This window comes from Deltaproteobacteria bacterium, from assembly GCA_005879535.1.
Taxonomy (GTDB): domain Bacteria; phylum Myxococcota; class Myxococcia; order Myxococcales; family 40CM-4-68-19; genus 40CM-4-68-19.
This window is the reverse complement of record VBKI01000064.1, coordinates 1-22775: the sequence shown is the minus strand read 5'-3', so window position 1 is coordinate 22775 and position 22775 is coordinate 1. Positions and strand designations below refer to the sequence as shown.

The following is a 22775-nucleotide window of genomic DNA, read 5'->3' as shown; positions in this document are numbered from 1 at the left end:
TCCAATGCCGCGCCAAAACGCTGCAAATTCCGGATCGGTGGAATTTACCTACACGGGCGGCGACGTTATAAACGACCGATGCAACGCCTCGTCCAGATCGCCACACGCGCAGAACGGCCCGCGCGGCCCGGCGCCGGGGCGTATCTGCCGGTGTCCCTCGACGACGCCCGGCGGCGCGGATGGGATCAGCTCGACATCGTCCTGGTCAACGGCGACGCGCACGTCGATCACCCTACCTTCGGGGTTCCGCTGATCGGCCGCCTGCTCGCCTCGCGCGGGTTCCGGGTCGGCATCGTGAGCCAGCCGCGCTGGGACGAAGCGAGCGGCCTCGCCGACTTCGCCGCCTGCGGCCGGCCACGTCTCTTCTTCGGCGTCTCCAGCGGCAACATGGACTCGATGGTGAACCACTACACCGCCGGGAGGAAGCGGCGGAGCTCGGACGCGTACACGCCCGACGCGGCGCCGGGCAAGCGTCCCGACTACGCGGCGGCCGTCTACACCAGGAAGCTGAAGAAGCTGTTCCCTGGCGTCCCCGTCGTGCTCGGAGGCGTGGAGGCTTCGCTGCGGCGGCTCGCGCACTACGACTACTGGAGCGATCGCGTCCGCCATTCCATCCTCGTCGACTGCCCGGCGGACATCGTCGTTTACGGGATGGCGGAGCGGCCCATTCTGGAGATCGCCGCGCGGCTCGCGGCCGGCGAGGACATCTGCGGGCTCACCGACGTGCGCGGCACCGCGGTGCGCTTCCGCGACGAGCCGGAGCAGGCCTGGAGGCATCTGGCCGGCGCGCGGGATCGCGAGGAAGTGTGGCTCCCTTCCTACGAGGAGATCGTCGCCGACAAGCGCGTCTACGCCGAGTTTTCGCGCCTCTACCATCTCGAGCACAATCCGGACAACGCGCGCATCCTCGTCCAGAAGCACGGCCGCGAGCTCGTCTACGTGAACCCGCCAGCGCCCCCGCCCTCGACGGAGTCGATCGATGCGGAGTACGAGCTGCCGTTCACGCGGTTGCCGCACCCGATGTACGGCGAGGCGAAGATTCCGGCGTGGGAGCAGATCCGGTTCAGCGTGACGATCATGCGCGGCTGCGCCGCGGGATGCAGCTTCTGCTGCATCACCGAGCACCAGGGCCGCGACGTGGTCTCGCGCAGCGAAGCGTCGGTGCTGCGCGAGATCGAGGGCTTGAAAAACGTGCCCGGCTGGACCGGTGTCGTCAGCGACATCGGCGGGGCGACCGCGAACATGTGGCACATGGTCTGTACCGACGAGGACTGGCATCTGCGTTGCCGGCGCGCTTCCTGCGTCTATCCCACGGTGTGCGAAAAATTCGGCACCGACCACGGCCCGCTCATCCAGCTGATGCGCAAGGCGCGAGCCCTCCCCGGCGTGAAGCGCGCGTTCGTCGCGAGCGGGGTGCGTTACGACGTCGCCTTCGCGGATTCAAGGAACGGTGACGAGTACATCCGCGAGCTGGTGGCGAACCATGTCGGCGGGCATCTCAAGATCGCGCCGGAGCACATCTCGCCTGGCGTCGTGAAGGTGATGAAGAAGCCTGGCAAGGAGATGTTCGTTCGCTTCAAGGAGCTGTTCGAGAGGTACTCGGGCGAAGCCGGAAAGGAGCAGTACCTCATCCCCTATTTCATCTCCGGGCATCCCGGCTGCGACGTGAAGGACATGGTGGAGCTCTCCGACTACCTCGCGGAGAACGGCTGGCGCCCGCAGCAAGTGCAGGACTTCACGCCGACGCCGATGACGCTGGCGACGGACATGTACTACTCGGGGTTCCATCCCAACACGGGCAAGCCGCTGCATATCCCGAAGGACGTGGACGAAAAGGCGATGCAGCGCGCGCTGCTCCAGCCGCATCTGCCTGCCTACCGCGAGCTTGCGCGGACGGCGCGCCGGATGGCCGGCGCGCCGCCGCAACCGAAGCGCAAGGCCCCGCGGTCAGGGCCGGCGCCGGCGCCCAGCGACAGCTTCGAGGGTTAGCGGCGCTTTCCGCCGCGGCGCGACATCTTGCGCCCGCCCTTGCCCCGTTTCGCTTTCGCTTTGCCCCGCCCACGCGAGCGGGCCGCGCCTCGGGCAGCGCCGCGCGCCTTTCCCTTGCGCTTCGCACCGCCTTTTGCGCGCGCCGTTCGTCCGGCGGCCTTCTTTCGCGTGCCGCCGGCCTTCTTCGCGCCGCCCTTCCGCCTCGCGGCGCTCTTCCGTCGCGGCCTGGGTTCCGCGGGCTCCTCTGCCTCGCGCCGCTCTCCGCCTTGCCCTTCCATGGGCCCCGGGATCGGTTCACCTGGCGCGACGGTCTCGTCGAGCTGCTCGCCTGCACCAGGTGTGGTGAACTGCGGTTCGCCGCTCTCCGCGCCGCCGTTGCCGCCGTTCTTGCGCTCCTCTTGCATTGCCCGTCCTCCGTGCCCGCGCACCTTCCCGCGCCGTGCCATCATCCACCGCGGACGCAACGGGTTCAACCCAGCGTCCAGGCGACTTGACGCACGCCGGCTTGCCGGCGCAGGCTGTCGCGCTACCGTTCGCGCCCGCTCAGGGGAAAAACATGCGCGCCTTCATGGCTCTTGGCCTGCTGCTCGCGGGAGTGCCGGCTTCCGCACGCACGCTCGTCGTACATCCTGGACAATCGATTCGTGCTGCTTTGACGCGTGCGTCGGCCGGCGACCGCATCGAAGTGCTGCCCGGTACGTACCGCGAAGGCGGGCGGCAGGAAGCCAGCGCGGTGACGATCACGCGCAACGGAATCGAGCTCGTCGGTCTGTCGAGGCCCGGGCATCCTGTCGTTCTCGAAAACGCAGGTGCGCAGTCCTATGGCGTGTGGGTCAGCCCGGCGAACTCACTGCCGGGGACCGATGACGAGCACCCGCCCTGCGGCGGGCCGCAGCCCGCTGTGCTGAAGGGCTTCGCGATCCGCGGCTTCACCATCCGCGGGTTCGCCGTCCACGGTGTGCATCTCGCTTGCGTGGAGGGGTTCTCCATTGCCGACAACCGATCGGAGAACAATTCCGTCTACGGCCTGTTTCCCGTTCGCTCCCGCCACGGACTGATGACCGGCAACGTCGTGACCGGGACTACCGACGACGCCGCGGTGTACGTAGGGCAGAGCGAGGACGTGCTCATCGCCGGCAACCGCGTATTCGGCAACCTGCTCGGGATCGAGATCGAGAACAGCGGGAACTGCGCCGCCGTCGCCAACGAAGTCCACGGCAACACCGCGGGCATCCTGGTGGACCTGCTCCCGGGGCTGCAGCGCAGCACGCAGGAGAATACGCTCCTGGCATTCAACTCCGTTCATGACAACAACCTGCCGAACAAGGCGGACGAAGGGATCCTCAGCGTGGTTCCCGCCGGAGTGGGGATCTTGGCCGTGGCAGGCAAGAACACCGTCGTCATCGGCAACGACGTGCGCCACAACGCGTTCACGGGCATCGCGGTCGCGAGTTTCTGCCTCGCGCTCGCCCTGCAGGAAAGCGACCTCGACTGCAACGCGCTCGGGATCGATCCGGACCCGAAGGACGATAGGGTCATCGGGAACCGCCTGAAGGACAATGGCCTGGGGGACTTCAGCTCCAATCCCTTCTTCGAATCCATCAAGGGAGACCTCATCTGGGACGGCAGCGGCAGCGGAAATTGCTGGAGCGGCAATACGTTCACGCCGACGGCCGCGTCCGCGCAATTGCCCGCCTGCAAATGATCCGCTTCAGGAAGCCCGCCCTCGTGGGTGGGAACCGATAAGCGGACGGTGATCGGGGATCGTCTGGCCTCGCCTCGAGGACGACGTCGGCCGGGCGGCCAAAGAAGGCAGCGTACTTTTCCCTGGACGTCATGCCCGGTTCCCTTTCAGGATGCCCTTCTCCTCCAGCTCCTCGATGGTGCGCGGCCAATCGGCGTGCAGGAGCCGCGCCAGCGAACGGTCGGAGAGCAGTCTCCCGGCTGTCTGACAGCGGGGGCAGTAGTTCGTCTCGTTGTCCGCATAGGCGATCCGCTGGATCGCCGTCCCGCACACGGGGCATGGCTGCCGGTATCTCCCGTGCACCGCGAAGTCGTGGCGGAACGCCGTCACCTTCTCGGGAAACTTCTGCCGCGCTTCCTCGCGGAGGCGCTCGGTCCATTGGGTCAGCACCGCCCGCGTCGATTCGAACAGCGCATGGACGTCCGCGGGCGACATCTTCTGCGTGAGCAGGGCGGGCGAGAGCTTCGCCCGGTGGAGGATCTCGTCGGAGTACGCGTTCCCGATTCCCGAGAAGAGCCGCGGATCGGTCAGCGCGCGCTTCAACGTATGGTTCTCGCGGCGAAGCGCCTGGCTGAACTGCTCTTCGCTGCACTCCAGCGGCTCGATGCCGCCGCGCTGGAACTCGTCGAGAGAGCGCGCCAGGTGGATCGACGCTCGCTTCCTGGTCGCAACCTCGGTGAGCAGCAGCGTCCCGGAGGAAAAATCGAGCGCCGCGAGGCCCACCTTGCCGGGGATCTTCGCGCCGTGCTCCAGCCACTTGAAGCGCCCGGCGATCATCAGGTGGATCACCAGGAACAGGCCGCCCTCCAGGACGAAGACGATCCGTTTCCCGAGGCGCCGCAGCTCGAGCACGCGCTTTCCGCTGGCGGCGCTGAGCGGTGGCTCGAAGGTTCGCACGACGAAGGGGCTCGCGACGCGGATTCCCTCGATGGGCTGCCCCGCGACGCGCGACGCGATCGATTCGACGTAGACGGTGACGTCCGGCAGCTCCGGCACGCCGCGTCAGCTCCGCAGCTCGACGAGCTCGAAGACGTAGCCGTCGGGATCCTCGAAATCGCGGGAGACGCCGCCGGGGATCTCCTGCGATCCGCCGAGCGCGCGCGCGCCGTGCCGAAGGACCAGGGCCGCCATCTCCTCGAGATTCACCACGCGGATGGCGAGCACCGGTCCGCCGCGATCGTAGCCCCGCTTGATCATCGCGTTCGGGTAGAAGACGGGATGGAGCGCAAGCAGAAGGCCTGGCCGCAACTCCATCTCCACCCATGAGGACGTATACGACTTCTCCGGCAGGCCGATGACGTCGCGCCAGAAAGCCCGCGACGCCTCCAAATTCGGGACCTGGAGGCTGATCCAGCAGAGCTCGTTCACGGCGCGGACAATAACGCAGGAATCGCCCGGATCGCTCGCGCATCGATCCGCACATGCGTGTGGTGGTGGCGGGAGCGAGCGGACTGATCGGCAGTGCGCTGACCCGGGCGCTCAGGGAGCGGGGTGACGCGGCCGCGGCGCTTCCGCGCTTCGCAAGCGCGCCGTGGACCGTGGAAGGCGCGGACGCGGTCGTCAACCTCGCCGGGGCGAGCGTCGCCGGCAAGCGGTGGTCGCCCGCGTACAAGAAGGAGATCGAGCAGAGCCGCGTGCTCACCACGCGCGCTGTGGTGGATGCGATCCGCGCCGCGCAGCGCAAGCCGCGGGTGCTGATCAACGCCAGCGCCGTCGGCTACTACGGCGGTCGAGGAGATGAGGTCCTCGATGAGAGCGCGGCGCCGGGGGCGGACTTTCTCGCCAATGTCGGCCGGCAGTGGGAGGCGGAGGCCCAGCGCGCTCCGGTGCGCTCGGTCCAGCTCCGGACGGGCATCGTTCTCAGCGCCCGCGGCGGCGCGCTGGAGAAGATGCTGCCGCCCTTCAAGGCCTTCGTTGGCGGTCCCGTGGGGAGCGGAAGGCAGTGGTTCCCGTGGATCCACCTCGCCGACGAGGTGGCTGCGATTCTCTGGTGCATCGACCGGGAGGTGACCGGACCGGTGAACCTCGCCGCGCCGGGGATCGTGACCATGAAGGAGTTCGCAAAGGCTCTGGGCCGGGCGCTGCACCGCCCGTCGTGGGCGCCGGTGCCCGCGGCGCCGCTCAGGATCCTGCTCGGCGAGTTCGCCTCGGCGCTGCTGGAAGGGCAGCGCGCGGTGCCGAAGAAGTTGCTTGACTCGGGCTTCCGCTTCCGCTTCGACAACGTGGACGCGGCGCTGCGCGATCTCTTCCCGGAGCGGTGACCTTTTTCCTGGCCGTCGTGTCAGGGAGGCGCGCTACACTCCGCGCCAATGCCCGCCGACTTCGCTCACCTGCACCTGCATACCCTCTACAGCCTCCTCGATGGCGCCATCCGTCTGCCGGATCTGATGCAATCCTGCTCCCAGAGCGGGATGAAGGCGGTGGCGGTCACCGACCACGGGAACATGTTCGGCGTGGTCAACTTCTACCAGGAGGCGAAAAAGCACGGCATCAAGCCCGTCATCGGCTTCGAGGCGTACGTCGCCGGCGAGAAGGGCATGGCAGACAAGACCCAGCGCATCGGAAACCACCTGGTGCTGCTGGCGCAGAACGACGTCGGCTACCGCAACCTGCGCTACCTGAGCAGCAAGGCGTTCACCGACGGGTTCTATTACGACCCACGCGTCGACAAGCCGCTCTTGAAAGCGCACGGCGAGGGACTGATCGCGCTCACCGCCTGCATGGCCGGCGCGGTGCCGCGGGCGGTTCGCCGCGGCGACATGGACGAGGCCCGGCGCGAGGTGCGCGATCTCAAGTCCATCTTCGGGGACAGGTTGTACCTGGAGATCCAGAGCAACGCTCTGAAGGAGCAGCTCCCGGTCAACCACGGCATCTGCGAGCTGGCGCGCGAAGAAGGCGTGCCGCTCGTCGCCACCGCTGACAGCCACTACGTGCGGCGCGAGGACGCCAAGGCGCACGAAGTCTTGATGGCCATCGCCTCGGGGCGGACGTTCGACGATCCCAAGCGGATGCGGCACGACACCGAAGAGCTGTACATCAAGTCGCCCCAGGAGATGTACGCGGCCCTGGAGGCGGTCACGGGCGTCGGCGACGAGTGGAAGGAGGCGGTGAACAACTCCTGGCTCATCGCCGAGCGCTGCAACGTCGATCTCAACCTGAAGGACAAGCACCTGCCGAAGTTCCAGGTGCCGGACGGCGAGACGCTCGACAGCTATCTGCAGAAGCGCGCGCGAGAGGGGCTCGACCAGCGGTTCGAGGAGATCGCGCGCACGGGCCGGCGCATCGATACGGACGCGTATCGCGAGAGGGTGGAGCGGGAGCTCGGCGTCATCATCACGATGGGATTCTCCGGGTACTTCCTCATCGTCCAGGACTTCATCAACTGGGCGAAGCGGAACGGCATCCCGGTGGGTCCGGGCCGCGGGTCGGGCGCGGGCTCGCTGGTCGCCTACTCGCTCCGGATCACCGACATCGATCCGCTTCCGTACAACCTCCTCTTCGAACGGTTCCTCAATCCCGAGCGCGTGTCGATGCCGGACTTCGACATCGACTTCTGCCAGGACAGGCGCGGCGAGGTGATCAGCTACGTCACCGAGAAGTACGGAAAGGAGAACGTCGCGCAGATCATCACCTACGGGGCCCTCTCGGCGAAGAGCGCCATCAAGGATGTCGCGCGGGTGATGGGCGTCCCCTTCGCCGAGGTGAACGAGCTGACGCGCAACATCCCCAACTTGATCGAAGGGCATCCCGCGACCATCGAGAAGGCGCTGGAGGTCGAGCCCAAGCTGACGCAGATCCAGGAGCAGAAGCCCGTCTTCAAGGCGATCATGGAGTACGCGCGCGCCCTGGAAGGGCTGACGCGTTCGACCGGCATGCACGCCGCCGGGGTCGTCATCGGCGAAAAGCCGCTCTGGGAGTACGTGCCGCTCTGCCGCGGCCAGAACGGCGAGCTGGTCACGCAGTTCGCGAAGGACGAGGTGGAGCTCGCGGGGCTGGTCAAGTTCGACTTCCTCGGGCTGACGACGCTCACCGTGATCAGCAACGCGGTCAAGCTGATCAACCGCGGCAAGAAGGCGGAGGAACACCTCGACATCGCGCTGTTGCCGCTCGACGACAGGAAGACCTACCAGCTGATCTCCAGCGGCGACACGGCCGGGATCTTCCAGATGGAGTCCTCGGGCTTCACCGAGATGGTGAAGAAGCTCAAGCCGTCGGTATTCGAGGACATCATCGCCGCGGGCGCGTTGTACCGGCCGGGACCGCTCGATTCCGGCATGGTGGACATCTTCATCAATCGCAAGCATGGCCGCGAGCGCGTCGCGTATCCGCACCCGAAGCTCGAAGCCATCCTGCGGGACACATACGGCGTCATCGTCTACCAGGAGCAGGTGATGCAGATCGCGCAGGTGCTGGGCGGCTATTCGCTCGGCCGCGCCGACCTGCTCCGCCGGGCGATGGGGAAGAAGAAGGCCGACCTCATGGCGAAGGAGCGCAGTGGCTTCGTCGAAGGCTGCGAAAAGAACGGCGTCGAGGTCAAGCTCGCGACCGACCTCTTCGATACGATGGAGCAATTCGCGGCCTATTCCTTCAACAAGAGCCATTCCACCGCTTATGGATTGATCACGTATCAAACGGCGTGGCTGAAAGCGCACTACCCGCTCGAGTTCATGGCTGCGCTTCTGTCGTCCGAGAAGGACAACACGGACAAGGTCGTGGCGCATATCGCAGAAGCGCGTACGCGCGGCATCACGGTTCTGCAGCCCGACGTGAACGAGTCGGACCTGGAATTCGGCGTCAGCCCCGATCCAAAGAAACCTGGCCAGCAGCTCATTCGATTCGGGCTCGGCGCGATCAAAGGCGTGGGCGAGAATGCCATCGAGGCCACCCTCGCGGCGCGCACCAAGCCCTTCGCCGGTCTCTTCGACTTCTGCGCCCGCATCGACACGCGCAAGATCAACAAGAAGGTGGTCGAAGCGCTGGTGACCGCCGGGGCGTTCGATTTCACCGGCAAGCCGCGCCGGGCGCTCTTCGACTGCATCGAGGCGGCGCTGCAGCAAGGGACGTCCGCGCAGAAGGATCGCGAGTCAGGACAGTTCGGCTTGTTCGGCGGCGGACCGAAGGCAGCGGACGAGGCGCCCGAGGAACGGGTTTTCGGCAAGGAAGAGTGGGGCGAGCGCGAGCGGCTCGCGCTGGAGAAGCAGGCCCTCGGGTTCTACATCACGGGCCATCCTCTTTCTCGATACGCCGAGGACGTGAAGCGCTTCGCCACGCACACCTGTGCGTCGCTCGGCACGGCGCGTGGCTTCGAGAAGGTTACGGTCGCCGGGATCGTGCAGGGTTGGCGGGAACGGCTCACCAAGACCGGCAAGAAGATCGCGTTCGCCGTACTGGAAGATCTGACGGGGGCGCGTGACCTCGTGATCTACGACGACATCATCCAGAAGTACGAAGCGCTGCTCAAGGGAGACGAGCCGGTGCTGGTGCGCGGCATGGTGCGCCTGGCCGAGAAGTTCGGCGCCGAAGCGCAGCAACAGGACGCGGAGCCGTCGCCGGAGATCAAGGTCGACGAAGTCTCACGACTCGCCGATGTGCGCGCGGCGAAGGCGACGCGCATCGAGCTCAAGCTGTCCGCGGAGCAGGCTACGTCCGACAAGCTTGTCGAGTTGAAAACCTTGTTCGGTAGATACCCCGGCTCCTGCAGCACTACGCTCAGCATCGTGGTGGCGGGCGCGTCGGAGACGAAGATCGCCTTGAAAGGGACCCGCGTCGCCCCAAGCGATGACCTGTTGGCCGCGGTGGACCGCCTCTTCGGGAGCAAGGTCGCGCAGATCCGCTGACGGGTCAGTGCGTGCGGTGCGGGAGGCCGCCGTCCTCGTCGAGGTTCTTCGGGTCCCCGGCGCGCAGCTTCACCGGCTCGTCCAGGCCGACGGTCGTGTACTCGTCCGACGAGATGTACTTCCACCGGATCGGGAACGGGCTCTCGCGCGCCGACTCGGCGCCGTCGAGCTGCACCTTGAAGAGCGCCAGATCGAGGATGAGTCCCGGCAGCGCGCGGCGGAACCGCTGCAGCAGCGCGCGGACCCGCGCGGGATCCGCTCCCGCAGCACGCAGCGCCGCCTCCTGGATCTCCACGCGGACGGGAAGCTGTGCCGCCGCGTCCTCCGCGGAGCGGCCGAGCTCGTTCAACGCCGCGCGCGCGACGGGTTCGTCGTCCCGCTTGCGCGCATCGGCCCAGGCGAGATCGAGGTACTTCGGCCACCGCCCCAGCGCGCGGAAGTCGTCCGGGACCAGACCCAGTCCCAGGTGCATGCGGATGCTCCGGAACACTTTCGCCAGCGTTCCGTTGGCGTCCTCCGGCACGAGCTCGATGGGATCCATGTCGTGCGGCACGCCGCGCGGGACCCGCTGCTCTCCGCGCGGTCCGCGGGCGACGCCGCCCACTCCACCCGAGAGCGCCTCGGCGAGCACGCAGACTGCCATCAGCAGCTTCGCGTCGACGTAATGGAAGATGTCGACCTGGCCGCGGATCTGGTCGATCTCGTCGACGTCGTATCCGGCCCACTCGAGCTGCGTCTCGATGAGTGGACACCCCAGGTCCACGGCGAGACGCGCCGCTTTCGCTCGCAGATCGTCGGCCGCCTCCTCGAAAGCGCGCACGCGGATCGCGGGCCGGAGTGCCGCCCAGCAGGGCATGAGCGCCTTCTCGGCCGCCAGCGCCTTGAACAAGAGCGGCACCCGGCCGACGCGCACCTTGCGTGTCACCAGCTCGTAGACCTCGATCGTCTGCCGATCGGCCTGCGTCTCGTCCACCACGGCCAGCCGGTCGACCGCCTTGCCGCTTGCCTTGCCTGCCATCCGTACCCCCAGCCGCCAAACTGAGTCGTTGCGCTGGTTTACACAACCCACGTCGCATGCGTCTTCATCCCACACGGCGAGTGTTGACCGGAGCGCGCGGGGCGTTCACCCTGCGCCGCGATGGTCACCCTGCAGGACGTACTCGCCGCGCGCGACCGCATCCGCGGCATCGTCGCCGTCACTCCATGCCCTCTCTCCGAGCCGTTCAGCGAGCTCTGCGCGGCGCAGATCCACTTCAAGCTCGAGAACCTGCACCGCACCGGCTCGTTCAAGGAGCGCGGTGCCGCGAACAAGTTCGCGCTGCTGACCGCCGAAGAGCGCAAGCGCGGAGTCGTCGCCGCAAGCGCAGGCAACCACGCGCAGGCGGTCGCCTTCAACGCCCAGCGGCTCGGCATGCACGCGACCATCGTAATGCCGGAGACCGCCCCGCTCAGCAAGGTGCAGGCGACGCGCAAGTTCGGCGCCGCCATCGTGCTCTGCGGGAACAACTACGACGACGCCTACGCAGAAGCGCGCCGGCTCCAGGAAGAGAAGGGCTACGTCTTCATTCACGCTTTCGACGACGAGGCGATCATCGCCGGCCAGGGGACGTGCGCGCTGGAGATCCTCGAGCAGGTGCCCGACGTCGAGGTGCTCGTGGCTTCCATCGGGGGCGGGGGTTGGCTCGGCGGGATGGCGCTGGCGATGAAATCGCTCAAGCCGTCGGTCCGCGTCATCGGCGTGGAGTCCTCGCACCTGCCGAAGATGCGGGCCGCGTTGGATGCCGGCGGTCCCATCCTGATCCCGAACGCGACCACCCTGGCCGACGGCATCGCCGTCAAGCGCGCCGGCGAGAAGACCATTCCGCTCTTCCGCAAGTACGTCGACGAGATCGTCGGCGTCGACGACGAAGAGGTTGCGAACGCCATCCTCGCCCTGATCGAGCGTGAGAAGACGGTCGCCGAGGGCGCCGGCGCAGCTCCGGCCGCTGCGCTACTGCAGCGGAAGATCGCCGGCCTCAAGGCTGCGACCAAGGTCGTCTGCGCGCTGTCGGGCGGCAACATCGATCCCAACATCATTGCCCGGATCATCGAGCGCGGCCTGGTAGTCGAGGGCCGCCGGGTGATGATCGCAGTCCGGGTGCCCGACCGTCCCGGCATGCTGGCGGGAGTGCTGGCCGCGGTGGCGGCGGAGCGCGCCAACGTGTTGGAAGTGCACCATAACAGGGCATTTTTACAGGGCGCCATCGGGGACACCGAGATTGACCTGACGCTCGAGACACGGGGACCCGAGCACATCGATGCCTTGACCGCCGCCCTCAAGGCCAAGGGCTACGCGGTCGTCCGGCGGTGAGCAATTCGGCATGCCGGAAGACGTTCCGCTGTTTAGACGATGGGGACCGGCTCGTTCCTTGTTGGTAGGGGGCGTGCTGGCTATTCTTTTCCCTAGCCCGCCTGCCGAAAGAGCCGCCGCCCATGCGCAAGCACGCTCGCCTCGCCCTGATCGCTCCCGCCGCCATCGCCGCCTCGCTGCTTGCGCTCTCCAGCGACCGCGGTCCGCTGCGCGCGCGCGAGGCGCACGCCGCCGTCGATCCGCAGAAGGACAAGAACTACGACCTTGCGAGCCTCGACGTCTTTCGCAAGACCATCGTCCAGATCAAGGACAACTACGTCGATCCGAGCCGGATCAATCCCAAGGAGATGTTCACCGCCTCGCTCGAAGCGGTGGAACGCCAGGTCGCCGAGGTGATGGTCGAGGTCGGCGGGCCGCCTTGCGACGACCGCCTCGCCAACCGCGAGCCGGGGACCTCCGTCGCGGGTCCCGCGAATGGCGCCCCGCAGGGCGGCATCCTGGAGGCGAACCGCGCGCAGTCGGCGGGCTGCGGACACGCCAACGCCAGCATCCCCGAGAACCGGGTGCGGGTGACCGTCGGCAATGCCAGCCGCGAGTTCGACTACAAGGACATCGATTCCATCTGGCAGATCCCGCTGAAGATGCACGAGGTCTTCAGCTTCGTGCGCGACAACCTGGTCACCCAGTCCGACCAGCGGGAGATCGAGTACGCCGCCATCAACGGCATGCTCTCCACCCTCGACCCTCACTCCTGGCTGCTCAAGCCCGACGTCTACAAGGAGATGAAGGTCCAGACCCGCGGCGAGTTCGGCGGACTCGGGTTCGTGATCTCGATGATCGAGGACAAGCTCACCGTCCGCAAGGTGCTCAAGAACACGCCGGCATACAAGGGCGGCGTGAAGAAGGGCGATGTCATCACCCAGATCGACAACGACTCCACCGTCAGCATGGAGCTGCAGGAAGCCGTCGATCGCATGCGCGGCAAGCCTGGCACCAAGGTCAGCATCTGGGTGGCGCACAAGGGCGCCGAGCCGCGGCGACTGGACCTGACGCGCGCGCTCGTCACGTATGAGACCGTCATCTCCAAGCTGCTCGACAACGGAATCGGGTACGTGCGCCTGAGCGGCTTCTCCGGCACCACCACCCGCGACATGATGGGCGCCATCCGCGCCATGAAGCAGCAGAACGGCGGCACCCTGCGGGGGCTGGTGCTCGACATGCGCGGGAATCCCGGCGGCCTGCTCGAGCAGGCCATCCAGGTCAGCGACGCGTTCGTCGAGGAAGGCACCATCGTCACCACCGTGGGCGTCAACGGCACGCTGCGCGAGCCGAAGCTGGCGCGCGCCGACGGCGCCGAGCGCGAGTTTCCCATGGCGGTGCTGATCAGCAGCGAGAGCGCTTCCGCCTCGGAGATCGTGGCGGGCGCGCTGAAGAACCTGAACCGCGCGGTCATCGTCGGACGGCAGAGCTTCGGAAAGGGCTCGGTCCAGGTCCTCTACGACTTCAAGGACCGCGACACCGGCGACGAGAGCGCGCTCAAGCTGACCATCGCGCAGTACCTGACTCCCGGAGACGTCTCCATCCAGGAAGTCGGAATCGTGCCGGACATCGAGCTGGTGCCGGCGCGCATCGTCAAGGATCGCATCGACCTCTTCGCTCCGCCCAAGACGTTCCGGGAGGCGGACTACGACAAGCACTTCTTCAACGGCTTCGCGCGCGACGAGGAGCAGGCCAAGGCGGGCCGCGAGCGGGTGCAGCAGAAGCCGGCGGAGACGCTGCGGTTCGTGAAGGATGAGACCGCCAAGGAGCGGAAGAACCGCGAGCTGATCGAGGCCGGACAGGCGCCGGAGGACGACGACGACGACCCGTCCGACGAGGACGGCGTGGTGGTGGACTACCAGATCGAGTTCTGCCGCGACATGCTCATGCACGCCAACGCGACCGACCGCCGGCAGCAGCTGCAGCAGGCGAAGCCGTTCGTCGAGCAGCGCCGTGCCGCCGAGCTGGAGAGGGTGCGCAAGTCGCTCGAGGCGATGGGGCTGAACTGGTCGCCCCTGGCGGCGAATGCGCCCAAGGGCCAGGCGCGGGTCCAGGCGGAGATTCGCGCGCCGCGCACGCAGGCCGGCGGCAGCATGGAAGTGGCGGTCACGGCGCACAACACCGGGACCACGCCGCTGGCGCGGCTGCGGGCGTACACGAAGAGCGACAATGCGGTGCTCGATCGGCGCGAGTTCGTCTTCGGCCAGCTGCTGCCGGGTGAGAAGCGCACCTGGACCGTGCCGATCAAGATCCCGCGCTACATGCCGTCGCGGCGCGACGACGTGACGCTCAAGTGGGAGGACGACGCGGGAGACCCGCTCGAAGACGCGCGCGCGGAGACGGACATCGCCGAGCTGCCGCGGCCTGCCTTCGCCTGGTCGTACCAGATCGTCGGCAACGACGGGCTTCTGCACAAGGGCGAGAAAGGCGATACCGCCGAGATCATCGTCGACGTGAAGAACGTCGGCGTCGGCACCGCATTCGACGCCTACGCCGCCCTGCGGAACCTCTCCGAGGACCGCATCAACGTGAAGAAGGGTCGCACCAAGCTCGGCCCCATCAAGCCAGGCGAGATGAAGAGCGCCACCTTCGTGGTGGAGGTGAAGAAGGCGCTGGAGGACGTCGTCCCGGTGCGGTTGGAGGTCGGCGACAAGGAGCTGTACGAGGCGCAGCGAGACAAGCTGCTGCTCCCCGCGGCGCCGGCGGTACCTCTCGCCGCGGCGACGCAGCCGGTGCGCGTCCAGGTCGATACCCTGATCCTCGCCACCGCGCAGGAGGCCGGCGCGAAGCTGGCCACGGTGAAGAAGGGCGCCGTGCTTTCCGTGCACGGCAAGGCGGGCCCCTTCTGGCGCGTCGAGTGGCAGAAGGGCCGGATGGGATTCTTGCCCATCGCCGCGGGCAAGGAGGCGCCGGGAGCGAAGCCGAATCTGAAGACGGTGAGCGAGCTGATGCAGAGCGAAGCGCCGGCGATCCGGCTCGCGAACCTCGACACCTCGCGCGGCGGAGTGGAGACGGATCAGGACCACCTCTCGCTCACCGGCAGCGCCGTGGACGTGAATGGCATGCGCGATCTGCAGATCTTCGTGCAGCACGAGAACGACTACCGGAAGGTCTTCTTCCGCACCTCGCGCAAGCCGGGGCAGCAGGCGATGGGAGCGCCGACGCAGCTCGACTTCCAGACGGATCTGCCGCTCAAGCCCGGAAACAGCACGGTGGTGATCATCGCGCGCGAGGACGACGATCTGCAGACCCAGCGGACCATCGTGGTGCACCGCAAGCAGCCGGTGGTCGCCCAGAAGCAGGGCGAGCGAGAGCGGGCGCAGCGCTAGCTTTCATGATGGATCCTCCCGGGGTCGCGTGGTAGGCGCCTCCTGCGAGGAGGCCCCATGAGAGGATTCCGCTCGGCGTTGATCATCGCAGCGATGGTGGGCTGCGGCGGCACCCAGGAAAATGCCAACCAGGCCGATCCGGGTACGATTGCGGGCACGATGCGCGACCCCGCGCCAGCAGCCTATTCCCAGGTCGGCGGGTCCATCATTCCGCTCTACAGCTGGCCCACCGACGCCAATGGAAACGTGGCGGCTGCGTGGAGCTTCGTTGCGAGCGAGCAGCAGAAGTGGTCGTCGATTGCCGTGATTCCCATCGTCAACAACCAGAATGGCCCGGGTCCCTCGTTCGATCCGGGCTGGTCGAAGGGAATCGGTGCGCTGATCGATGGGGGGTGCAAGGTAGCGGGATACGTCTACACGCAATACGGCAAGCGCTCCCTGACAAAGGTCGAACGCGACATCAGGAACTGGAGAACGTGGTACCCGCAGGTGACCGCCCTTTTCCTCGACGAGATGAGCAACACCGCGGGGAAGGAGAGCTACTATTCGACGCTGACTTCTTACGCCAAAAGCATCGGCTTCGACTTCGTCGTCGGCAATCCGGGCACGTCCACGATCCCGAGCTACATTGGGACCGTCGATACCTTGGTCATCTACGAAAACACCGCGGTGCCTACGTCGTTCCCGGCCTGGCAGGCGAGTTACAGCCGGTACAACTTCGCAACCTTGTCTTACGCGGTCTCGTCGTCCGAGTTTCCCGCCAGCCAGGTGACCGCGAATCGGGCATCGGTCGCGTATCAATACGTCACTGACGACGGAGCTCCTCCGGACAGGAATCCGTGGGACAGTGTGTCGACCTATCTGGACACCCTGCTCAGTCTCTTGAGCCCTTAGCTCCCGCGATCATTCGAGCTCGATCAGCGAGAACCGATCGTTTCGCGGCTCTTCCGGCTTCTTCTGCTGCTGCGTCGCCGGCTGCTGCGGCTGAGCCGGCGGCGGCGGGGTCTGCCCTGCGGGCTGCGGCCGCTGCTGCGCCGGTTGCGGCGCCCCACGCACGGGAGCCGGCGCGTCTGGCTGATACAGCGACCGGTTGTAGATGCTGCCCGCCGCACCCGGGACGCTTTCCCGGCGTGGCACCACCTGCACGGTGACGCCCGGCCCCGACGGCGGCGGACCGACCGGACGCCGGTACTCGGTGATCGGCAGCACTCCCTGGCCCTCGATGCGCACGGAGATGTTCTCGCCATCGATGATGAACCGCTCGAGGACGGAGTCCTTCTTCGCCGCCTTGAGGCGCTTGAGCATCTGCGCGAACGTCTCCTCGCCCACTACGTCCGGAGCAAGGTCGCTGCTCTCGCTGGCGCGGGAGAGAGGTAGGACGCCCTCTACCACGTACGTGGTGAGAAGCTGCGCGCAGAGCTCGATCACCTCGTCGGCGCCCAGTGAACGCAGCCGCGCGCGCAGCTCCGCCGCGACCTGCGCGGCGGGATCCATGTCCTGACGCTCACCGCTCATGTCCCGAGCTCCGCTGGAAGGTAGCAGCCGATGGTCGTCGCGCCGGAGAAGTCGGCGCCGGTCAGCGCCGCGTCGCGCAGGTCGACGCCGATCAAGGTCGCGCGGGCGAAGGAGGCTCCCATTAGATTCGCCCCGCGCATCGAGACGTCGATGAGTCGTGCATTGGAGAAGTCCGCTTTTTCCATCGAGGCCGCGCCGAGGCGCGCATCGGTGAAGATCGTGCGCAGGATGAGCGAGCCATCGAACTTCGCCCGGTACAGCTTGGTGTCCTCGAACCGCGCGACCGAGAGCTGCGCGCCGGAAAAGACCGCGTTCATGGCCTCGCAACCGTGCACCTTCAATCGGCGTCCGCTGAGCTGCGCCGCATCCATCTCGTTCAGGTCGCAGAAGTAGAGCTCCACCCGCTCCAGCCTGGCGCCCCGCAGCCGCGCCTTGCGCAAAGCGGTGTGCGCGAACGTCGTTTCGCGGATGCGCGTGCCGGCCAGGTTTCCTTCGGCAAGGTCGCTCTTCTCCACCACCGTGCGCAGCCAGTCCGAGCCGCTGGCGAAGACCGTAGGCATGGCGCACGATTCGATGCGGTCGCCGTTGAAGCCGCCCTGGTCCTTGAGCCGCTGCAGCGCCATCGGCGCCTGGTGCGCGGTGAAGTCCACGGCCGGACGGTAACGCCAAGGCCGCGCGCGCCGCAACCGCCGCGAAATTCCACGTGTTCGCCGCGGCGGCCGAGGTCCGCGCTGGTTTGCCCGCCCTCGACGGCGCGTGCTAGCCTTTTTCACCCCATGACTCCCCTCGAGGCCGATCCGTTCGGCGCGCCGAAAAAGGCTGCTGCGGCCCCAGCAATGGCGCTCTCGAGCCAGCCCAAAGAGGTGGCGGAGGACGTCCAGCGCCAGGCGCAGCTCCGCCGGGTGGACAAGGACATCGAGCACCTCATGCGGGCCCGGTACCCGCTGATCTACATCCTCTCCAGCGAGGAGAAGCGGGTCGAGAAGAGCATCGCCGACGTGTTGCACGCGCGCGAGCGGGAGAAGAATTACAAGACCAAGATCTATACCTGGAGCGTGACCGAGGGCATGCGACTCGGCAAGGAACCCCAGGGCGATTCGAAGGACCCCTTGAAGGCTCTGCGCTTCGTCGTGGAGGCGAAGGCGGACGAGCGCGCCGTCTTCATCCTCCGCGACCTGCACGCTTATCTCAAGAACCCCGAGGTGGTGCGACTGCTCCGCGACATCGGGCGCAAGCTGAAGGAGGAGCTGAAGACCGTCTTTCTCATCTCGCCACTCCTCGCCATTCCTCCCGAGCTCGACAAGGAAGTGGCGGTGGTCGAGTACCCGCTGCCCGAGCTGCTGGAGATCGACGCCATCTTCGACCGCGTCTCGCGGAACACCGGAGCGAAGATCCCTTCCGGGCAGGAGCGGGAGCACGTGGTGGAGGCAGCGCTCGGGTTGACCGCCGACGAGGCAGAAGGAGTCTTCGCCAAGTCGCTGGAGCAGACCGGCGGCAGCTTCGACATCGACGTCATCCTTTCCGAGAAAGAGCGCATCGTCCGCAAGAGCGGGGTGCTGGAATTCTTCCGCACCCAGGAGAAGATGGACAACATCGGCGGGCTCGACGTGCTGAAGGGCTGGCTGCGCAAGCGCCAGAGCGCATTCAGCGAGGAAGCCCGGCAGTTCGGCCTGCCCAGGCCCAAAGGCATCCTGATGATCGGGATCCCCGGCGGCGGGAAGTCGCTCACCGCCAAGGCGGTGGGCGCAGCCTGGCGGCTGCCGCTCCTGCGCCTCGACGTCGGCAAGATCTTCGCCGGGATCGTCGGGAGCTCGGAAGAGAACATGCGCCGCGCCATCCAGATGGCCGAAGCCGTGGCGCCCTCGATCCTCTGGGTCGACGAGCTGGAGAAGGGCTTCTCGGGGACCGGCAGCTCCAACAACAGCGATGCCGGCACCGCCGCGCGGGTCTTCGGCAGCTTCATCACCTGGCTGCAGGAGAAGACCAGCCCGGTCTTCGTCATCGCCACCGCGAACAACGTCGACGAGCTGCCGCCGGAGATGATGCGCAAGGGGCGTTTCGACGAGATCTTCTTCGTCGATTTGCCCACGCTGCCGGAGCGGAAGGAGATCGTCGCCATCCACATCAAGCGACGCGGCCGCGATCCGGAGCAGTTCAACCTCGAGCTCATCTCCGAGAAGAGCGAGGGAATGACGGGGGCGGAGATCGAGCAGGCCATCGTCTCCGCGCTCTTCGACGAGTACGACCGCAACGGCAAGACCGGCGTGCTCACCTCCGAGGGCGTGCTGCACTCCCTTCAGGAAACGGTGCCGCTCTCGCGGACGATGAAGGAGAAGATCGCGGCGCTGCGCAACTGGTGCAAGACGCGCGCGCGCCCGGCCTCTTCCAGCTGGCAGGGCGACGGCGGTGCCGAGGCCGGCCGCAAGATCGAGATCGACGTGGGAGGCAAGTCGGCGTGAGCCACTTCACGCAGGTGGAGACGAAGATCAACGATCTCGTCGCGCTCAAGGCCGCGCTCGAGGAGCTGGGGCTCGCCTTCGAGCAGGCCACCGAGAACCAGCTGGTGAAGGTGCGCGGGTGGAAAGGCTCGACGCTCACCGCCGAGGCGAAGATCAAGGCGACGAAGAGCTACGACATCGGGCTGCAGCTCACGGAAGAGAGCACCTACAAGCTGGTCGCGGACTGGTGGGGAATCGAGGAGGAGACCAACGAAGAGGCCGCGAAGATCCAGCAGCGCATCGTCCAGTGCTACGCGAAGCACAAGGTGAAGGCCGAGGTGGCCAAGCAGGGCTTCACGCTCGACGAGGAACAGGTCGAGGCGGACGGCACCATCCGGCTCGCCGTTTCCCGCTGGTAGCCCGAGGGGGGCGACCGCAATGGCCGACAAGCAGAAGATGGAGATCACCATCCTTCCCAACGGGGAGGTGTCGATCAAGGTGCTGTGCGTTCCGGGCCCCTCCTGCGAGCAGGTCTCGGCCGCGCTCGAGGAGTCGCTGGGGACGGTGAAATCGAAGGAGAAGACGGCCGAGTACTACCAGGAAGAGCTCGAGACGACCGAGATCACGCAGAAGAGCGGGACTTGATTCGACTCACCCATCTCACCGGCAGCCTGCAGGGGACCGCGTCGATGTCGCCGAAGGCGGTGATCCGCATCGGCCGCGGCGAGGACTGCGACGTGCGCTTCGATTCGCACCGGGACACGCGCGTCTCGAGTCATCACGCGGAGATCCGCTTCGAGGGCGGGCGCTACGTGGTGGTGGACGTGGGCTCGACGAACGGTACATTCGTGAACGGCAAGCTGGTGCGCACGCACGCGCTGCGCTCCGGCGACAAGATCGTCTTCGGCGCCCAGGGCGGCCCGGAAGTGCGCTTCGACGTCGAGGACACCTTCCGCACGACGCCGCGGATCAACGGTGCTCCGGCGTTCGAGGTGCCGGTCGCGCGCAGGCCTCCGCCCGATCTGTTCCCTCCGTCGCAGGATGCCGCGATGCTGGCCCGCGATGCGCAGGTCAAGATCTCGCAGGCCCGCGCGCTCTCCGGAGGAAAGTCGTCCGGTCAGACCATGTTCATCATGGCCGACACCCTCAAGCGGGTGGAGGCCGTCACCCATCGCAAGGACCGGAAGAAGACCGCGAAGATCGTGATGGCCATCGTGCTCCTCTCGCTGGCCGGCTTCGGGGCGCTCGGATTCGTGATCTGGCAGCAGAAGAAGCAGATCGAGGAAATCCTCCACAAGAAGGACGGCCTCGACAAACAGATCTCGAAGATCCAGGTCGCGATGCAGATCGAAACCGACCCCGACAAACTGGTTTCGCTGGAAGAGCAGCTCACCGCGCTGACCGGAAAGGCCCAGGCCGCCATCGGCGAGCTGCAGAAGAAGGACAAGAGCGAGGCGGAGAAGATCGAGCAGTCCGGCGACGAGCTGGATCGCGAGATCCGCCGCCTCCTCGCCAAGTTCAACGCCCAGACGTACGTGGTGCCACCCATCTTCAAGCAGCGGCTCAAGCACCACATCGACGCGACTTTGCGCAGGTCCAACACGAAGCAGGTCTACGCCCGCAAGCAGAAGTACTGGCCGATGATCATCAAGGAGTTCTCCGCCCGGGGGCTGCCGGAGGAGATGGCGTACGTGGCCTGGACGGAGTCGCAGTTCGACCCGCTGGCGGAGAGCAGCGCCGGAGCGCGCGGGATGTGGCAGTTCATCGAGTCCCGCGCCCGCGAGTTCGAGCTCCGGATCGAGCGGAAGCGCGGCATCGACGAGCGCACCGACGTTCTCAAGAGCACGCACGCCGCCGCGCGCTATCTGGCGAATCTGCTCGCCGAGTTCGGCGAGGACTCCTTCATGCTCGCCCTCGCCTCCTACAACAAGGGCGAGAACGGGATGCGGCGCGTGCTGCACAAGATCGCGCAGGAGCCGGGCGGGTTCCGCAAGGACAAGCGCGATTTCTGGCACCTCTACCGGTTGAAGAAGCTGCCCGAGGAGACGCTGGAGTATGTCCCGCAGATCCTCGCCGCGGCCATCGTCGGGAACAATCCGAAGAAATACGGCCTCGAGTAGGCATCACGAAAAGGACATCCATGCAGAGATATCTTCGTTCCGTCCTTCCACTCGGCGCCCTCGCCATCATCGCCTGCCACGCGGGCTGGAACCCAATCGCCTGGCCAGAGAAGTTCTCGATCTCGAAGGAGTCGCAGGAGGGCACCCTCGGGAAGAAACAGGAAGCGACGCTGTCGAACGAAGGCAATCAGTACATCGCGGCCTTCCGATATGAGCTGCCCGCGCCGGGAGCGCTGATTGCCAGCGCCAAGCCGGTGAATCCGCAGGCGCAGATTTCCCTGGCGGTCTACTCGGAGGGCAGCGGGAGCGAGCCGATCGCGAAAGGCGAACCGGGGAAGAAGGTGGAAGCCAAGGAGCTCCAGCCGGGGACCTACTACGTGGCCGTGATGGAGCCGTGGAAGGACGTGATCCGCACCCGCGTCGAGGTGCGAACAGTCTACAAGCCGGACGATCCGGACGCTGCCCAGCAAGCGTGCAAGACGCAGGGCACTGCGCGCGAGCTCAAGGCCGATGGCGCGGTGGAGGATTCCGTCGACTACTCGGCGCAGAAGCGGACCTGCTGGTGGAAGGTGCCGCTGACGGCGGAAGGCGCGCTGGCGATGAAGTTCGACAGCCGCGGCGCGAATCTCTCGGCGGAGTTCATCCCGCCGCAGGGCGCTCCGGAGAAGATCGACCCGGTGGCCGGCCTGGCGAAGAACGATCTTGCGGCGGGCGACTACTACATCAAGGTCTTCGCGAACGACGCCGGCGACGCGGGCCGCTACCGGCTGGCGACCAGCTTCAAGCAAGGCGATACCTGCAAGAACGGCGGTCCGGCGTGCTCGCTGGAAGGCGCGGAAGAGCTCAAGCTACCTTCGGATTCCAAGACGTCCGACGTCGATTACGGGAAGAGCAAGCAGTTCCATTTCTACAAGGCGAGCTTCAAGGAGCGCGGCAAGCTGACCATCACCTTCAAGGTGCTCCAGCCGCAGCGCGGATCGAAGGTCGCCGCGTACTTCATGAAGAACCCGGACGACGAGGGAGACCGGATCAGTGGCACCTCCGTGACCAAGGACATCGAGCAGCCCGGAGAGTTCTACATCCGCGTGCAGGCGCCCGAGTCCGGCGACTACGCGAAGTACGCCATCTCCACCATCTTCCAGCCCTCGAACTTCATCGCGGCGGACGTGGTGGAGATCGGCCGGAGCCCGTGTCTGCTCACCGTCAGTGCCGGGACCAACCAGGGCGTGCGCTCGGGATTCGGTTGCACCGTGGTGAGCGCGTCGGGGCAGGCGATGGACTCCTGCGTGGTCGATCAGACGTTTCCGAATCTGTCCAAGGTCAAGCCGGCAAACTCGCGCTGCAACGTCGCGCCCAACGCGAAGGTGCAGATCAACGCGCAGTAGGTGTGGTGTGTAGTACCCCGGCGGGCGCC

The 22775-nt window shown here is 66.7% G+C and carries 18 protein-coding genes; 12 read left to right on the top strand and 6 right to left on the bottom strand.

Annotation, left to right across the window (positions count from 1 at the left end; all coding sequences use genetic code 11):
* The first annotated feature begins 78 nt into the window (after positions 1 to 78).
* Complete coding sequence (locus tag E6J58_11475; GenBank protein TMB37238.1) at positions 79 to 1989, top strand: YgiQ family radical SAM protein; 1911 nt, start codon at positions 79 to 81, stop codon at positions 1987 to 1989.
* Here E6J58_11475 and E6J58_11470 read toward each other — a convergent pair.
* Positions 1986 to 2393 carry a hypothetical protein gene (locus E6J58_11470; protein ID TMB37237.1) on the bottom strand — a complete coding sequence of 136 codons (408 nt, stop codon included), beginning with the start codon at positions 2391 to 2393 and terminating at the stop codon, positions 1986 to 1988. The genes E6J58_11475 and E6J58_11470 overlap by 4 nt on opposite strands.
* A gap of 152 nt (positions 2394 to 2545) precedes the next feature.
* Between E6J58_11470 and E6J58_11465 the strand changes: the two genes are divergently transcribed.
* Entirely contained in the window at positions 2546 to 3694 is a 1149-nt protein-coding gene (locus tag E6J58_11465) for a hypothetical protein (GenBank protein TMB37236.1), read from the top strand.
* A 129-nt stretch (positions 3695 to 3823) separates the two neighbouring features.
* Here the strand turns inward: E6J58_11465 and E6J58_11460 are convergent, their stop codons facing one another.
* Both E6J58_11460 and E6J58_11455 read right to left on the bottom strand, forming a co-directional pair.
* Positions 3824 to 4729: a formamidopyrimidine-DNA glycosylase gene (locus E6J58_11460; GenBank protein ID TMB37235.1), complete on the bottom strand. Its 906-nt coding sequence runs from the start codon at positions 4727 to 4729 to the stop codon at positions 3824 to 3826.
* 6 nt (positions 4730 to 4735) lie between these two features.
* Positions 4736 to 5101: a VOC family protein gene (locus E6J58_11455; protein TMB37234.1), complete on the bottom strand. Its 366-nt coding sequence runs from the start codon at positions 5099 to 5101 to the stop codon at positions 4736 to 4738.
* A 53-nt stretch (positions 5102 to 5154) separates the two neighbouring features.
* On the opposite strand from E6J58_11455, the gene E6J58_11450 reads away from it, so the two are divergent.
* Together E6J58_11450 and dnaE are read left to right on the top strand one after the other, a co-directional pair.
* A complete protein-coding gene (locus E6J58_11450) occupies positions 5155 to 5994 on the top strand; it encodes a TIGR01777 family protein (protein TMB37233.1) in 840 nt (279 codons plus the stop codon).
* A gap of 48 nt (positions 5995 to 6042) precedes the next feature.
* On the top strand, positions 6043 to 9570 hold the full coding sequence (gene dnaE / locus E6J58_11445) for a DNA polymerase III subunit alpha (protein ID TMB37232.1): 3528 nt from the start codon (positions 6043 to 6045) through the stop codon (positions 9568 to 9570).
* 4 nt (positions 9571 to 9574) lie between these two features.
* On the opposite strand, the gene E6J58_11440 is transcribed toward dnaE, so the two are convergent.
* Positions 9575 to 10588 (bottom strand): hypothetical protein, encoded by a 1014-nt coding sequence (locus tag E6J58_11440; protein ID TMB37231.1) that lies wholly within the window; start codon positions 10586 to 10588, stop codon positions 9575 to 9577.
* A gap of 120 nt (positions 10589 to 10708) precedes the next feature.
* Here E6J58_11440 and E6J58_11435 point away from each other — a divergent pair, with 120 nt between their 5' ends.
* The 3 genes from E6J58_11435 (at position 10709) to E6J58_11425 (ending at position 16182) form a co-directional block, all read left to right on the top strand.
* Positions 10709 to 11920, top strand: a complete 1212-nt coding sequence (locus E6J58_11435; GenBank protein ID TMB37230.1) for a threonine ammonia-lyase — start codon at positions 10709 to 10711, stop codon at positions 11918 to 11920.
* Between the two features lie 122 nt (positions 11921 to 12042).
* Positions 12043 to 15288: a PDZ domain-containing protein gene (locus E6J58_11430; GenBank protein ID TMB37229.1), complete on the top strand. Its 3246-nt coding sequence runs from the start codon at positions 12043 to 12045 to the stop codon at positions 15286 to 15288.
* A gap of 57 nt (positions 15289 to 15345) precedes the next feature.
* Complete coding sequence (locus E6J58_11425) at positions 15346 to 16182, top strand: hypothetical protein (GenBank protein ID TMB37228.1); 837 nt, start codon at positions 15346 to 15348, stop codon at positions 16180 to 16182.
* 9 nt (positions 16183 to 16191) lie between these two features.
* On the opposite strand, the gene E6J58_11420 is transcribed toward E6J58_11425, so the two are convergent.
* Both E6J58_11420 and E6J58_11415 read right to left on the bottom strand, forming a co-directional pair.
* Positions 16192 to 16803 (bottom strand): hypothetical protein, encoded by a 612-nt coding sequence (locus E6J58_11420; GenBank protein ID TMB37227.1) that lies wholly within the window; start codon positions 16801 to 16803, stop codon positions 16192 to 16194.
* Positions 16800 to 17453 (bottom strand): pentapeptide repeat-containing protein, encoded by a 654-nt coding sequence (locus E6J58_11415; protein ID TMB37226.1) that lies wholly within the window; start codon positions 17451 to 17453, stop codon positions 16800 to 16802. The genes E6J58_11420 and E6J58_11415 overlap by 4 nt, the downstream gene beginning before the upstream one ends.
* Positions 17454 to 17639: 186 nt before the next feature.
* On the opposite strand from E6J58_11415, the gene E6J58_11410 reads away from it, so the two are divergent.
* From E6J58_11410 to E6J58_11390, 5 genes are read left to right on the top strand one after another with little or no spacing between them, the layout of a single operon-like run.
* A complete protein-coding gene (locus E6J58_11410; GenBank protein TMB37404.1) occupies positions 17640 to 19262 on the top strand; it encodes an AAA family ATPase in 1623 nt (540 codons plus the stop codon).
* A complete protein-coding gene (locus E6J58_11405; GenBank protein TMB37225.1) occupies positions 19157 to 19660 on the top strand; it encodes a DUF1257 domain-containing protein in 504 nt (167 codons plus the stop codon). The genes E6J58_11410 and E6J58_11405 overlap by 106 nt, the downstream gene beginning before the upstream one ends.
* A gap of 19 nt (positions 19661 to 19679) precedes the next feature.
* Positions 19680 to 19886 (top strand): DUF2997 domain-containing protein, encoded by a 207-nt coding sequence (locus tag E6J58_11400; protein ID TMB37224.1) that lies wholly within the window; start codon positions 19680 to 19682, stop codon positions 19884 to 19886.
* Positions 19883 to 21361: an FHA domain-containing protein gene (locus tag E6J58_11395; protein ID TMB37223.1), complete on the top strand. Its 1479-nt coding sequence runs from the start codon at positions 19883 to 19885 to the stop codon at positions 21359 to 21361. The genes E6J58_11400 and E6J58_11395 overlap by 4 nt, the downstream gene beginning before the upstream one ends.
* A gap of 20 nt (positions 21362 to 21381) precedes the next feature.
* A complete protein-coding gene (locus E6J58_11390) occupies positions 21382 to 22746 on the top strand; it encodes a hypothetical protein (protein ID TMB37222.1) in 1365 nt (454 codons plus the stop codon).
* The last annotated feature ends 29 nt before the right edge of the window (positions 22747 to 22775 follow it).

Coding starts and splice junctions, on each gene's coding strand:
- E6J58_11430 (TMB37229.1), top strand. CDS start 12,043: ATGCGCAAGCACGCTCGCCTCGCCCTGATCGCTCCCGCCGCCATCGCC.
- dnaE (TMB37232.1), top strand. CDS start 6,043: ATGCCCGCCGACTTCGCTCACCTGCACCTGCATACCCTCTACAGCCTC.
- E6J58_11425 (TMB37228.1), top strand. CDS start 15,346: ATGAGAGGATTCCGCTCGGCGTTGATCATCGCAGCGATGGTGGGCTGC.
- E6J58_11390 (TMB37222.1), top strand. CDS start 21,382: ATGCAGAGATATCTTCGTTCCGTCCTTCCACTCGGCGCCCTCGCCATC.
- E6J58_11440 (TMB37231.1), bottom strand. CDS start 10,588: ATGGCAGGCAAGGCAAGCGGCAAGGCGGTCGACCGGCTGGCCGTGGTG.
- E6J58_11435 (TMB37230.1), top strand. CDS start 10,709: ATGGTCACCCTGCAGGACGTACTCGCCGCGCGCGACCGCATCCGCGGC.
- E6J58_11475 (TMB37238.1), top strand. CDS start 79: ATGCAACGCCTCGTCCAGATCGCCACACGCGCAGAACGGCCCGCGCGG.
- E6J58_11400 (TMB37224.1), top strand. CDS start 19,680: ATGGCCGACAAGCAGAAGATGGAGATCACCATCCTTCCCAACGGGGAG.
- E6J58_11465 (TMB37236.1), top strand. CDS start 2,546: ATGCGCGCCTTCATGGCTCTTGGCCTGCTGCTCGCGGGAGTGCCGGCT.
- E6J58_11470 (TMB37237.1), bottom strand. CDS start 2,393: ATGCAAGAGGAGCGCAAGAACGGCGGCAACGGCGGCGCGGAGAGCGGC.
- E6J58_11450 (TMB37233.1), top strand. CDS start 5,155: ATGCGTGTGGTGGTGGCGGGAGCGAGCGGACTGATCGGCAGTGCGCTG.
- E6J58_11410 (TMB37404.1), top strand. CDS start 17,640: ATGGCGCTCTCGAGCCAGCCCAAAGAGGTGGCGGAGGACGTCCAGCGC.
- E6J58_11420 (TMB37227.1), bottom strand. CDS start 16,803: ATGAGCGGTGAGCGTCAGGACATGGATCCCGCCGCGCAGGTCGCGGCG.